Raw genomic sequence first — 12769 nt, 5'->3', positions numbered from 1 at the left:
GAAAGCGGGTGGAAAAGGAGCCTATAAAAACGGCGCCGCATCGCCGCTTAACATACCACCTTTTATCCGCCACCGGCGCGTCCCAGCGGGAAGCGCAGGTGGCGGATCCCTGCCCGGACGGCAGCCCTTCAGGACGGGCTGCTCGAGCGCGCAGGGACACGCTGGCGCCGCTGCATCAGAAACAGAGCCACGGCGATCGCAAGCCCCGCCGCGTCGGTGTAGATGCCGCCGTAGATCAGAAAGATCGCCCCGACCAGCATCACCACTCGCGTGACGCCGTTGACCGGCCCGAAGAACCACTTCTGCACCATGCCCGAAAGCAGCACGATACCGAGCGTGGCGGTCACGCCCACGCGCAGGATCTGAAGCGCCGAGCCCTCCATCAGCATCGCCGGGCTGTAGAAGAACATGAACGGCACGATGAACGCCGCCAGGCCAATCTTGAACGACGCCACCGAGGTGCCCATCGGGTTATCCCCCGAGATGCCCGCCGCCGCGTAGGAGGCGAGCGCCACCGGCGGGGTGATCGCCGAGACCACCGCGAAGTAGAACACGAAGAAGTGCGCCACCAGCGGCTGGATGCCGATGTTGATCAAACCCGGGGCGACCACCGACGCCGCGACCGCGTAGGCGGCGGTGGTCGGCATCCCCATGCCGAGCAGAATGCTGATCAGCATGGCGAACACCAGCGCGAGCAGTTGGCTAACGCCGGCAAGCCCCAATAAAAGCGAGGAGAAGCGCGCGCCGACGCCGGTCAGCGAAATCACCCCGACGATCAGGCCCGCACAGGCGCATACGGCGATGATCTGGATCGACATGGTGCCGGCGAGCTGTAGCGCCTTGAGGATCGCCTTCACGCCCATCTTGTGCGGCGAGAGCCAGCTCACCACCGCCGCCGAGGCCGTGGCGAGCGTGCCCGCACGAATCACCGAGTAGCCCATGAACAGCGCACTGATCAGAATGATGATCGGCGCGAACAGGTAGACCTGCTTTACCAGCCGCGAGAAGCGCGGAATCTCGTCGCGGCGCATGCCGCGCATGCCCTTGCGGGCGGCTTCGAAATCGACCATGAAGTAGATCGAGGCGAAGTAGAGAATCGCCGGAATCAGCGCGGCGAGGGCGATCTCGGTATACGGAATGCCGGTGACTTCCGCCATGATGAAGGCGCCCGCGCCCATGATCGGCGGCATGATCTGCCCGCCGGTAGAGGCCGCCGCCTCGATGGCGCCGGCGCTGCGCGCCGGGTAGCCGACCTTCTTCATCAGCGGAATGGTCAACGAGCCGGTGGAGACCACGTTACCGGCGGAGGTGCCGTTGATCATGCCCATCAAGCCCGAGGCAAAAATCGACACCTTCGCCGGGCCGCCGCGGGCGCGCCCGGCGGCGGCGAAGGCGAAGTTGACGAAGTAGTCGCCCACTTTCGAGGCCTGCAGGAACGCAGCGAAGATGATGAACAGGATGATGTAGGTCGAGGAGACCGCGGTGGTCGGCCCGAGAATACCTGCGTCGGTATAGACCTGGCTGAAAAAGCGCTGCAGTGAGAGCCCCGGATAGCCCAGAAAGCCCGGCAGGTAAGGCCCGGCGAACACATAGCCCAGAAAGATAACGGAGATCACCACCAGCGCCAGGCCCGCCACACGCCGGGTCAGCTCCAGAATCAATAGCGAGCCGGCGATCGCCGCCCAGGAGATGCCGATCGGCGCAAAGGAGGTGCCGGTCGAGGCGCGCAGGGGCGTGTTGTACATCAAGAGAAGATACCCGGCGCTTGCCAGCGCGCACACCATCAACACCAGATCCGCCGGGTTGAAGCGGTCACGCTCCAGGCGAAAGCCCCAGGAGAGCGCGATGGCGGCGGCGGTGGTCGCCATCAGCGGATAGCCGAAGTGCCAGTTCTCGACGGCGGGGTCGATGCGCATGGCGCCGCCTGCGAGCGTCTGCTGCATCAGAAATACCTGCACCAGCGTATAGGCCGCCGGAATCAGCAGCGCGAACCCCAGCGCCCTGAGCCATACCGGCGAGGCTTGGGTGTCGGCGTCGGCAAAGCGGGCGCCGGCGAAGAGCCCGTAACCGAGAATCAGCGCACCAGCGATGTGGATGATACGAAACGACCAGGTTTCGATCGGGTAGACGTTCAGCGAAAAGAGGTGAAACCCCGAATAGAGGATCGCGAGCGTAGCGAAAAGTAGAAACTGCCAGCCGGTAAACACGCGCCGGTTGGCTTCGACCGCTTCCTCGTCGACGCCATCGGCGATCGTCGCACTCGAGGCCGCGGTGACGTGACCTTCATCCTTGACGTCATGTGGGGGGGAGTCGGCGTTGTGACTCATGAGAGGTCACCTTCAGTAATCGGTAATAGAGGGAGAGACAAAACGGCCCCGCGCGGCGCCGCCGGCGGGGCAAAAAGCGAGTGGGTCGACTTACTTGATCAGGCTGTCGTCGATCTCGTAACCGTTCTCCTCGAACCAGCGCGCCGCACCCGGATGGAAGGGCAGCACGGTGTTGTGCACGACGTTTTCCGGCACGGTAGTTTCGGCGCTACGGTGAATCGAGCGCATGCGGTCGTTGTTCTCCATGGTGACTTTGGTGACCTCATAGATGAAGTCCTCGGGAAGATCGCAGCCCGCCATGGCGAAGTTCCACATGGAAACGACCGGTGAATCCTCTTCAAGCGTGGTGTAAGTGCTCGCCGGAATGTCGTACTCCGCGACCGGGTAGTTGTCGAGCACAGTGGCGCGCTCTTCGTCGGTAAACGAGATGATGTTGACGTCGGTCTGGACTTCCAGCTGGCTCACCGCCGGGATCGGAATGCCTGCAGCGAAGGCGATGACGTCGAGAAGGCCATCCTGGAGCTGGCCGCCGAGATCCGACCAGCCGCCGTTACGGCGCTCGAAGTTCACGCCCAGGGTTTCCAGCATCGCCGGGAAGTAGGTGTCCGAGGTGGAGGCCGCCGGGCCAAAGCCGATGCGAGCGCCGTCGGGGATGTCCGAAATCGACTCGATGCCGGAGCTTGAAAGCGCGGTGATCGAGAACGGCGTCTCGTACATCGGGAACAGCGCGCAGACGTTGTCCATTTGAAGCCCCGGCGCCAGCGGGCTCTCGCCGTTCACTGCATCTGCGGCCGGCCCCATGGTGGTCAGGCCAAAGGCCATGTCACCGGAGTGAACCAGCGCCAGGTTCTGGGTCGGGCCGCCGGTGACTTCGCCGCCGCCGGAAAGCCCCAGCTCGTCGGCGATGAAGTTGGCCCAGCCGGAGCCGTAAACGAAGTAGGTGCCACCCTGGCTTGCGGTGCCTACGGTGAAGTTCTCCGGCCAGTCGGCGCGGTCCTGAGCGCTGGCGCTACCGGCAGCGGCAACGAGAGCGGAGCTTGCGAGCAAAAGTGCGGTCTTGGGCGTGAGTGGACGCATGGCGAGGATTCCCTGGCTGTTATTGACATTGGCGGGCGCAGCGGCCCGGTTAAGCCACATGTATAGAGCGATCCTCGTGCCAGCTCTGGGTTAAATCTTTAATAACAAAGAGTTGAATATTTTTCGTTCGACTTTAGTCGCCCAGCCATCATTGCGTAATGGCTGGATGTTCGCACAATGGGAAGAGAAAGGTGTGCGAAAAACCGCACACCTGAAACGTACTGCTGGAAGGGGGGGCGTAAAAAGCTCAGGCGAGAAGGGGGAGTCAGGGGGTGCCCTTGGGGTCGAGAATCCGCACCGGCTGGACGTCCTGGTTTTTTTGCTCCTCGCGTACCTGGTTGACGCGGGTGGTCAGCTCCGAGGAGTTTTCGTCTTCAATGGGGAGCTGCTCGAAAAAATCGCAGCTCACGCACTCACGATAGCGGATACCGTTCTGCTCCCAGGCGCGGATGCGGTCCATGGCCGCGCAGCGCGGGCAGGTCACCCCGGCAATGAAGCGTTTCACACTCGACATGGTGTCTCCCGAGCGCGGCCACGCCGCGCTCCGTGTTGATAAAAGCGGATCGTCAGGCGGCGCGAATACCGCTGTGGCGTAGAAGCGGCTCGACGCTCGGCTCGCGGCCGCGAAACGCCTCGAACAGTTTGGCCGCGTCCTCGGCGCCACCTTTTTCCAGAATCTGCTGGCGAAAACGCCCGCCCGTGGCCGGGTCGAAGATGCCCGCCTCCTCGAAGGCGCTCCAGGCGTCCGCCGAGAGCACTTCCGCCCATTTGTAGCTGTAGTAGCCCGCCGCGTAGCCGCCGGCGAAAATATGGCTGAAGCTGTTCTGGAAGCGGTTGAACTCGACCGTGGGCACCACCGATGTTTGACGGCGAACGTCATCCAGCAGCGCTTGAATATCGCTCGCCGACGGCGCCTCGAGTTCAAAGTGAAGGCGCAGATCGAACAGCGAGAACTCGAGCTGGCGCATCATGCCCATGGCGGACTGGAAGTTCTTCGCCGCCAGCAGGCGCTCGAACAGCGTCTCGGGAAGCGGCTCACCGCTCTCGACGTGGCCGGAGATCAAATCGATGCCTTCGCGCTCCCAGCAGTAGTTCTCCATGAACTGGCTGGGCAGCTCCACCGCGTCCCAGGCCACGCCGTTGATGCCGGAAATATCGGCGATCGACTGGCGGGTGAGCATGTGATGAAGGCCGTGACCGAACTCATGAAAGAGCGTGGTGACTTCGTCGTGGGTCAGTAGCGCGGGCTTGTCGCCGACCGGGGCGGTGAAGTTGCAGGTCAGAAACGCCACCGGCAGCTGCAGGCCGTGTTCGCCTTCCCTGCGCACGCGGCAGTCCGCCATCCAGGCGCCACCGCGCTTGCCTTCCCGGGCGTACAGATCGAGATAGAAGCCGGCGATCGGCGTGGCGTCGTCGAGAATCGTGTAATAGCGCACGTCCGGATGGTAGGTGGGCGCGCTCGAATCCTCCTCGACCTGAAGACCGAACAGGCGCTCCAGCACCTGGAAGAGCCCCTTGACCGCACGCGGGGCGGGGAAGTAGGGGCGAAGCTGCTCCTGGTTGATCGCGTAGCGCGCCTCGCGAAGCTTCTCGCTGGCGTAGGCGACGTCCCAGGGCTTCAAGGTATCAAGGCCAAGCTCCTCGCGAGCGAAGCGGCCAAGCGCCTCGAACTCTTCCTCGGCCTGGGGCTTGGCGCGTTCGGCCAAATCAGCCAGGAACGCCTGTACCTGGGCCGGCGACTCCGCCATCTTGGTTTCAAGCGACAGGTCGGCGTAGGTGGCAAAGCCTAAAAGCCGCGCAAGCTCCTGGCGCAGCGCAAGAATCTCTTCCATCAGCGCGGCGTTGTCGAAGCGGCCGGCGTTAGGACCTTGATCGGAAGCGCGGGTGACGAAGGCGGTGTACACCTCTTCGCGCAGCGCGCGGCTGTCGGCGTAGCTGACCACCGGGAAAAAGCTTGGGAAGTCGAGAGTGATGCGGTAGCCCCCGACGCCCTTGGCCTCGGCGATCGCCTTGAGCGTTTCAAGAGCGCTTTCCGGCACGCCGGCCAACTCCTCGACGCTTTCGATATCCTTGTGCCACGCTTGGGTGGCGTCCAGCACGTGGTTGGAGTACTGGTTGGAAAGCTGCGAAAGCCGCGCCTGGATCTCGCCGTAGCGCGTTTTTGTCTCCGCTGGCAGGTCGACACCGGCCAAGCGGAAATCGCGCAGGGCGTTATCCACGGTGCGCTGCTGGGCGGCATCGAGGTTCGACCATGTGGGCTCTTCCTTCAACGCCTGCCAGGCGTGAAAAAGCCCTTCGTGCTGACCGACCCAAGTGCCGAAGGCGGAGAGCTTTTCGATGCACGCCTCATAAGCCTCGCGAAGTTCCGGCGAGTTCATGGTGCTGTTGAGCTGGCTCACCGGGGACCAGGCGCGGGAGAGACGGTCGTTGACCTCCTCGAGCGGCGCGGCGAAGTTTGCCCAGGTGGGTGGCGTATGGCCTGCCCGGTCGACGAGGGACTCGATGGCCTGGCGGCTCTCCTCCAACAGTGTGTCCACCGCCGGCACGATGTGCTCGGCGCGGATATCGGCGAAAGGAGGAAGCTCGTGTGTCTCAAGCAGCGGATTATGGGACATGGACACCTCGTTGAAAGTAGAGAAGCGCGATCACGCAGCAATCATGACACAGTGTGGGCGATGCGCTGCGCTTTCAATGGCGGCGGCGGTATCCGCCGGGCTCCCGAGGTAATTGGCCTTTGGCCAAGCGCCTGCTAGGCTTGCCGGCTTCGATGACCGCCACGAGCAGGAGCCGGTGATGAACGACACGCTAGAGCGCTGGGGATCCAGACGCGCCTTTATCCTTGCGATGACCGGGGCGGCGGTGGGTCTTGGCAATATATGGCGCTTTCCCTACATCGCCGGTGAAAACGGCGGTGCGGCGTTCATGCTGCTCTACGTAGCGTTCGTACTGCTGCTCGGTATTCCGGTGATGATGGCGGAAATCCTGATTGGCCGCGCCGGGCGCCAGAGCCCGCTGCGCTCAATGGCCACTCTCGCCCATCAAAGCCAGGCGAGCCCGCGCTGGCGCTACCTGGGGCTATTCGGCGCGCTGACGGTGTTCTGTATTCTGTCGTTCTACTCGGTGGTGTCGGGGTGGTCGATCGAGTTTCTGGTCGCGTCGATCAACGGCACCTTCGAGGGCCAGTCGCCAGAGGCGATCGGCGCCGGTTTCGACGCCTTTCTGGCCAACCCCTGGCTTTTGATCTTCAATCACTCGCTGTTTCTGTTCATCACCATGACCGTGGTGGCCGCGGGCGTGGCCAAGGGCCTCGAGCGGCTCAATAACTTTCTCATGCCGCTGTTGTATCTATTGCTGCTGGTGCTGGTGGGTTTTGGGGCGAGCACAGACGGCTTCGGCCCGGCGCTTGGCTGGCTTTTCCTGCCCTCCTTTGACGCCATCACCCCGGTAGTGGTGTTTCATGCCATGGGGCACGCCTTCTTTACTCTGGCGGTGGGCGCCTGTGCGCTGATGGCCTACGGCGCCTACATGCCCGAGGAGCAGAGCTTGACCCGAGCGGCTTTCAGCGTGGCGATTCTCGATATCAGCGTGGCGCTGCTGGCCGGCGTTGCGATCTTCGCCGTGGTCTTCGCTCAGGGGCTCGACCCGACCCAGGGGCCGGGGCTGATGTTCGTCACGCTGCCCATCGCCTTTTCCGAGCTGCCGTTTGGCAGCGTCTGGCTGGGGGGCTTTTTCCTGCTGTTGCTGCTGGCGACCTGGACCTCGGCGATCAATCTGGCCGAGCCGATGGTCGCCACGCTCACCGGTTTTGGCTGGCGGCGCAGTATCAGCACGGCGTTGGTGGCGGTGTGCGTCTGGCTTCTGGGCGTGGTGGCCGCGCTCTCGTTTTCCACGCTCGAAGGGTTTCGTCCGCTCTGGGGGCGCAACGTGTTCGAGCTCTTGAGCTCGATTCCGCCGGATGTGTTTCTGCCGCTGGGCGGGCTCTTTATCGCGGTCTTCGCTGCCTGGGTGCTGCCCGAGGCACTCGGCGAGAAAGCGCTGGGGGCGGGCGGTCGTGGCTATCGGCTGTGGCGTGCTACGCTTCGTTTCGTATCGATTCCGTTAACGCTGGTGGTGCTGATCGGCGGCGTGCTGTCGCTGGGCTGACCCGGCAACTCGAGGAGCAGAGATGAGCAAGGCGTTGAGAGCGTTCAAGGGGCAGACGCCCAGGCTTGGCGAGCGGGTCTTCATCGATCCGGCAAGCGTGGTGATCGGCGATGTGGAGCTTGGCGACGACTGCTCGGTGTGGCCGATGACGGTGATTCGCGGTGACATGCACCGTATTCGCATCGGCGCCCGGGTCAGCGTACAGGATGGCAGCGTATTGCACATCACTCACGCCAGCGACTTCAATCCGGAGGGCTTTGCGCTCACCGTGGGCGACGACGTCACCATCGGCCATAAGGCGCTGCTGCACGGCTGCACGCTCGGTAGCCGCGTGCTGGTCGGTATGGGGGCGATCGTGATGGACGGCGCGGTGGTCGAGGACGAGGTGATCGTCGCCGCCGGCGCCGTGGTCACACCGGGTAAGCGTCTGGAAAGCGGCCATGTCTACGGCGGTAGCCCGGCCAAGGCGCTGCGCCCGTTGAAGGATAAGGAGCGGGCGTTTTTCACCTACACGGCGGCCAATTACGTGAAGCTGAAGGATCAATTTCTTGCCGAACAGGCCGATACGGCGAGCTAACCGGTTGGCCTGACACTCTTTTTTATCTCTCTTTTTATCTCTCGCGGCTATCGCCAGCGTGTCGCCTGCGCTTATAATCTGTTAATTTATACAGTTTTATGGGTGCCGCATCATGGCGAATTTTCGCACGCACATTACGGTCGCGGCGGCGGGCGGCACGCTTTTCGCGTACGGGGGCTACCACGCCCAGTGGTGGTCGCCCGCTCAAGCGGTGGTGATGGTTCTACTGGTCGCCTTCGGCGGTATCCTGCCGGATATCGACGCCGACCGCTCAAAGTCGATCCGCTTGATCTTCAACCTGCTCTCGGTGCCTTCGCTGGTGATCGGCGTGCTGCTGCTGGAGCCCTGGCTGGCGCCGGGGGCGCTGCTGGTGGCCTGCGGCGGGATCTACTTCAGCGTGCGCTATCTGGCCAGCATCCTGTTTTCCAAACTCACCGTTCATCGCGGGATTTGGCACTCGCTGCTCGCAGGCGCGCTGTGCGCCAGCGCCGGGGCGGCGCTCAGCTATCACGCGCTGCTGCAGCCGGCCTGGATCGCTTGGTCCCACGGCGCTTCGCTGCTGGTGGGGTTTCTGATTCACCTGGGGCTCGATGAGCTGTTCAGCGTCGATCTCGAAGGCGCGCGGCTCAAGCGTTCTTTTGGCACGGCGCTGAAGCTTGGCGACAGCCGCCGCCCGGTCTCCAACCTTCTCATGCTGATCGCGCTGTTGACGCTGATGCCTTGGGTGCCGCCCTGGGGGGCGCTGGCCGAACTTCTGCATCAGGGCTCGCTTTTGTGGCGGTAATCCTCGGCGCTCAGGCCATGCTTTTTGAGCTTGTCGTAGAAGGTCTTGCGCGGTAACCCCAGGTGCGTGCAGACATCCGTCACCCGGCCCTGGTGGCGGGCCAGCGACTGGGTGATCAGGCTTTTCTCGAACAGCTCGACCTGACGCGGCAGCGTCGGCTCCTGGGCGTTCGAGGTGTCGCCGGCGAGCAGCACGTCCAGACGGTAATCGAAGGCCGCGCCGAGCAGCACGTAGCGCTCGGCCAGATTTCTAAGCTCGCGCACGTTGCCCGGCCAGTCGTGGGCCAGCAGCGTCGCCACGGCCTGGTTGTCGATTGTCGGTGCCTCAAGGCCGCTGCGGTTGGCGGCGACCACGGCGAAGTGCTGAAACAGCAGCGGAATGTCCTCGCGGCGCTCGCGTAGCGCCGGTAAGGGCAACGTCACTACGTTGAGCCGGTAGTAGAGATCCTCGCGAAAGCGCCCTTCATCGGCGGCGACCTTCAAATCCTCCTTGGTCGCGGCGATCACGCGAATATCGAGTCCCACGGTTTCGTTGGCGCCCAGGCGCTCGACGCTACGTTCCTGGAGCACGCGCAAGAGTTTCACCTGCAGCGCCGGCGGCATCGACTCGATCTCGTCCAGAAACACCGTGCCGCCGTTGGCGTGCTCGAACTTGCCGATGCGCCGCTCCACCGCACCGGTGAAGGCGCCCTTTTCGTGGCCGAAGAGCTCGGACTCGATGGTGTGCTCCGGCACCGCGCCGCAGTTGATCGCCATGAATGGCGCCCCGCGGCGGGCGCTACGCTCGTGGATCGCCCGCGCCACCAGGTCCTTGCCGGTGCCGGTTTCACCGAACAGCAGCACGTCGGCTTCGACCTGGCTGATGCGCTGAATCATCGCCGCCAGGTGTGAAATCACCGGCGTGCGGCCGACCAGCCGCGGGCCGAGGGCGGCCTGCTGCGCCTCGAGCTCCGCCTTTAGATGCGTGTTCTCCAGGCTCAACTGGCGCTTTTCTATACCGCGGCGCACCACGTCAAGAAGCTGCTCGCCGGCGAAGGGCTTTTCCAGAAAGTCCCAGGCACCGGCGCGCATGGCCTCCACGGCGGTGGAGATATCGCCGTGGCCAGTGATCAGGATGACCGGCAGGGTCGGGTCGCGGCGCTTGAGCTCGTGTAAAAGCGCCATGCCGTCCATGCCCGGCATACGCATGTCGCTGACCACCACGCCGGGAAAATGAGGCGCAAGCGCGGCCAGCGCCTGCTCGGCGTTTTCGAAGCAGCGCGGCGCGTAGCCCGCAAGCTCCAGCGTCTGGCTCGCGGTGATGCGCAGATGCGCTTCGTCGTCGATCACGATCACGGGGCGCGCGTCGGGCTCATGCATGGCGACTCTCCAGCGATTGGGCAGGGGACGAGGCGGGCGGGGCGCCGGCGGCCAGCGTTACGGTGAAGCAGGCGCCGCGAGGCGTATTGCCGGCGACCAGCGAACCTCCCAGGTCCGCCATGATACGCGAAGAGATCGAAAGCCCCAGCCCCAGGCCGCTGCCCGGCGCACGGGTGGTGAAAAACGGCTCGAAGATACGCTTGAGGTGCGCCTCATCGATCCCCGGGCCGCTATCCTCGAGGCAAATATGTACCGTGGCGCCGCTCTGGTGCGCCTCGATCGTGAGCGCGGGCGCGTTTTGGCCTTCCATCGCCTGTAGCGCATTGCCGATCAGGTTCACCAGCACCTGCTCCAGACGCACCAGGTCGCCGCTGGCCCATAGGGTCTCGGCCGGCAGCTTTTGCACGACGCTGACGTTCTGGTCGCGCAGCCGGCCCTGAAACAGGCGTAGCGCATAATCGATACACGCCTGTACGGCGATATTCTCGTGTCGCTCACTGCTCTTGCGCGAAAACTGGCGCAGCTGGGCGCTGATCTCCGCCATACGCTCGGTCAGCTCGACGATCTGGCTCAGGTTGGCGTCGGCCTGCGCGGTGCGTGTGAGCGCGATGAATCGCTTGGCGTTTTCGGCGTAGGCGCGAATCGCCGCCAGCGGCTGGTTGAGTTCGTGGTTGATCCCTGCCGCCAGTTGGCCGAGCACCGCCAGTTTGGCGGCCTGAACCAGCTCCTCCTGGGTCTGGCGCAGGCTTTCCTCGGCGCGCAGGCGCTCGTCGATCTCACTGGAAAGGCGCTGGTTACTGGCGACCAGGTCGCGGGTACGCCGGGCCACGCTGATCTCGAGCTCGTCACGGACTCGCGCCAGGGTCTGGCGCTCGCGTTCGGCGAACGCTTCGCGCTCGCGGCGTAGCCGAAGGCGCTGCCAGCCGATACCGCCACCCAGCACGAGAAGCCCGTAAAGCCCGCCCGCCATCAGTGCGGCCACCCACTGAGCGCTGGTCACCGAGGTGAGCGGCTTGAGAATATGCATCTGCCAGCCAAACTCCACGATAGGGCGGGTCAAGCTCAGGTAGCGTTCGCCGGCGAGCGGGCCGCGCGCGAAATTCACCAGGCGGCTTTGGCCAGCGTGCCCGGCTTCCACTTCGATGCCCGAATACGCCAGGGGCTCCATTGCGTAGCGCCGGGTTTCCCGCAGCGCCTCACGCTGGCGTGCATCGAGCGGGGTGAGCGAGCGCATGCGAAGCTCGGGCCGGCTGGCCATGAAAATGATGTCGTCGCCGTCGGTGACGAATAGCTCGGCATCCTGCTCCGCCCAGCTCTGCTCTACGTCGTCGAGCAGCACCTTGATCACGATCACCCCGTCCGGCGAGGCGTCCGGGGCGGTATCGTCGAGCCATACCGGGGCGGAGAAGAAGTAGCCGCGCTCGAGCGACTGAGTGCCCAGCCCGTAAAAACGCCCCTGCTGACCGTTGATCGCCTGGGTGTAGTAGCTTCTAAACGCGTAGTTGTGGCCGATGAAGGTCGTAGGCCGGTGCCAGTTGCTGGCGGCCAGCGTCGTCCCTTCCCGGTCCAGCAGGTAGACGTCCGACACGCCGGCGGTAAAGCGAAACCGGTCCAGCAGCACGTTGAGCGCCATGGGATTCTGGTTCTGCGGCGCGGCCAGAAAGCGCCGAACGGCTTCCCGGGTGGCCAGCATCGGCGGTAGATAGTCAAAGCGCAGCAGGTAGCCGTTGAGATTCGCCGCCGATAGGCGCAGCTCATTTTCAGCATCCTCCTCGAGCTCGGCCAGCGCCTGTACCTTGGCAAAATCCGCCGCCTGCCAAATGCAAAGTCCAAGTCCCGCTACCAGGGCAAGCGTCCACCCCAGGCGCCCGATACGCCATCGCCGTATGCTCATAAGTCGATATCGCGCGAAGTGACGATCGTTGGGCGAGCCATGGAGTGTGCCTGTCAAAAAATAGTGAAGCGGTGTCGTCGAATCTCTAACAAGCGTATGGGGTTTATCGTTGCGCCGACATTGGCGAATCGTCGATACCTTTCGAGAGGAAAAACGACCGGGCGATTAGCCGTGAAAGTTTTTTACAAAACCGCTTGCACTCACGCCGGCCAATCCGTAAAGTACGCATCCGCTGCCGGGGACGCCAAGCGTTTCCAGCGGTGGATGAAGGTGAAAACCTTCGGTTTGTCAGGAAGTTGGAGCAATGTTCGGTTGGTTTGAATGGCTCGCTTCACTTGCTGAAATCAGCGCTTGACAAATCCAGCGGAATGCGTAGAATACGCCTTCCTCGACGGGCAAGCGGTTCGGGTCATCGAACGCGTCGTCGAAAAGCTCTTTAACAATCTGATCAGGCAATTCATGTGGGCGTTTGCCGATGAGGGTGACAAGTCACACTATCATCAAGGCAGACGAACACACCGATACCCTTCGGGGTATCATGGTAAATTCGTTTGAACCTTGAGCCGAGTTTGATCCGCTTCTGGTCTTCTTCCTTCTGGAAGGGGAGCG

At 63.5% G+C, this 12769-nt stretch carries 9 protein-coding genes; 3 read left to right on the top strand and 6 right to left on the bottom strand.

The genetic code is table 11. The features are described 5' to 3' along the window. Positions 1-128: 128 nt before the first annotated feature. From ACGK9R_RS16950 to prlC, 4 genes are all read right to left on the bottom strand, one after another. Positions 129-2327, bottom strand: a complete 2199-nt coding sequence (locus tag ACGK9R_RS16950) for a TRAP transporter permease (RefSeq protein ID WP_394583474.1) — start codon at positions 2325-2327, stop codon at positions 129-131. A 90-nt stretch (positions 2328-2417) separates the two neighbouring features. After that, on the bottom strand, positions 2418-3404 hold the full coding sequence (locus tag ACGK9R_RS16945) for a TAXI family TRAP transporter solute-binding subunit (protein WP_394583472.1): 987 nt from the start codon (positions 3402-3404) through the stop codon (positions 2418-2420). Between the two features lie 265 nt (positions 3405-3669). Beyond that, entirely contained in the window at positions 3670-3918 is a 249-nt protein-coding gene (locus tag ACGK9R_RS16940) for a YheV family putative zinc ribbon protein (RefSeq protein ID WP_394583470.1), read from the bottom strand. A 52-nt stretch (positions 3919-3970) separates the two neighbouring features. Beyond that, a complete protein-coding gene (gene prlC, locus ACGK9R_RS16935; RefSeq protein ID WP_394583469.1) occupies positions 3971-6019 on the bottom strand; it encodes an oligopeptidase A in 2049 nt (682 codons plus the stop codon). 178 nt (positions 6020-6197) lie between these two features. On the opposite strand from prlC, the gene ACGK9R_RS16930 reads away from it, so the two are divergent. From ACGK9R_RS16930 to ACGK9R_RS16920, 3 genes are all read left to right on the top strand, one after another. Beyond that, positions 6198-7547, top strand: a complete 1350-nt coding sequence (locus ACGK9R_RS16930) for a sodium-dependent transporter (RefSeq protein ID WP_394583467.1) — start codon at positions 6198-6200, stop codon at positions 7545-7547. A 22-nt stretch (positions 7548-7569) separates the two neighbouring features. Then, positions 7570-8124, top strand: a complete 555-nt coding sequence (locus tag ACGK9R_RS16925) for a gamma carbonic anhydrase family protein (protein WP_394583466.1) — start codon at positions 7570-7572, stop codon at positions 8122-8124. Between the two features lie 112 nt (positions 8125-8236). Further along, entirely contained in the window at positions 8237-8908 is a 672-nt protein-coding gene (locus ACGK9R_RS16920) for a metal-dependent hydrolase (RefSeq protein ID WP_394583464.1), read from the top strand. On the opposite strand, the gene ACGK9R_RS16915 is transcribed toward ACGK9R_RS16920, so the two are convergent. Next, positions 8884-10266: a sigma-54-dependent transcriptional regulator gene (locus ACGK9R_RS16915; RefSeq protein ID WP_394583462.1), complete on the bottom strand. Its 1383-nt coding sequence runs from the start codon at positions 10264-10266 to the stop codon at positions 8884-8886. The two genes, ACGK9R_RS16920 and ACGK9R_RS16915, sit on opposite strands and share 25 nt — an antisense overlap. Beyond that, the gene (locus ACGK9R_RS16910) at positions 10259-12160 is read right to left on the bottom strand and encodes an ATP-binding protein (protein ID WP_394583460.1); all 1902 of its coding nucleotides are present in this window, start codon (positions 12158-12160) and stop codon (positions 10259-10261) included. The genes ACGK9R_RS16915 and ACGK9R_RS16910 overlap by 8 nt, the downstream gene beginning before the upstream one ends. Positions 12161-12769 lie beyond the last annotated feature (609 nt).

This window comes from Halomonas sp. HNIBRBA4712 (assembly GCF_043558675.1).
Lineage (GTDB): Bacteria > Pseudomonadota > Gammaproteobacteria > Pseudomonadales > Halomonadaceae > Vreelandella.
Note: the sequence above shows the minus strand (reverse complement) of the source record. Positions and strands in the feature narration are given on the sequence as shown.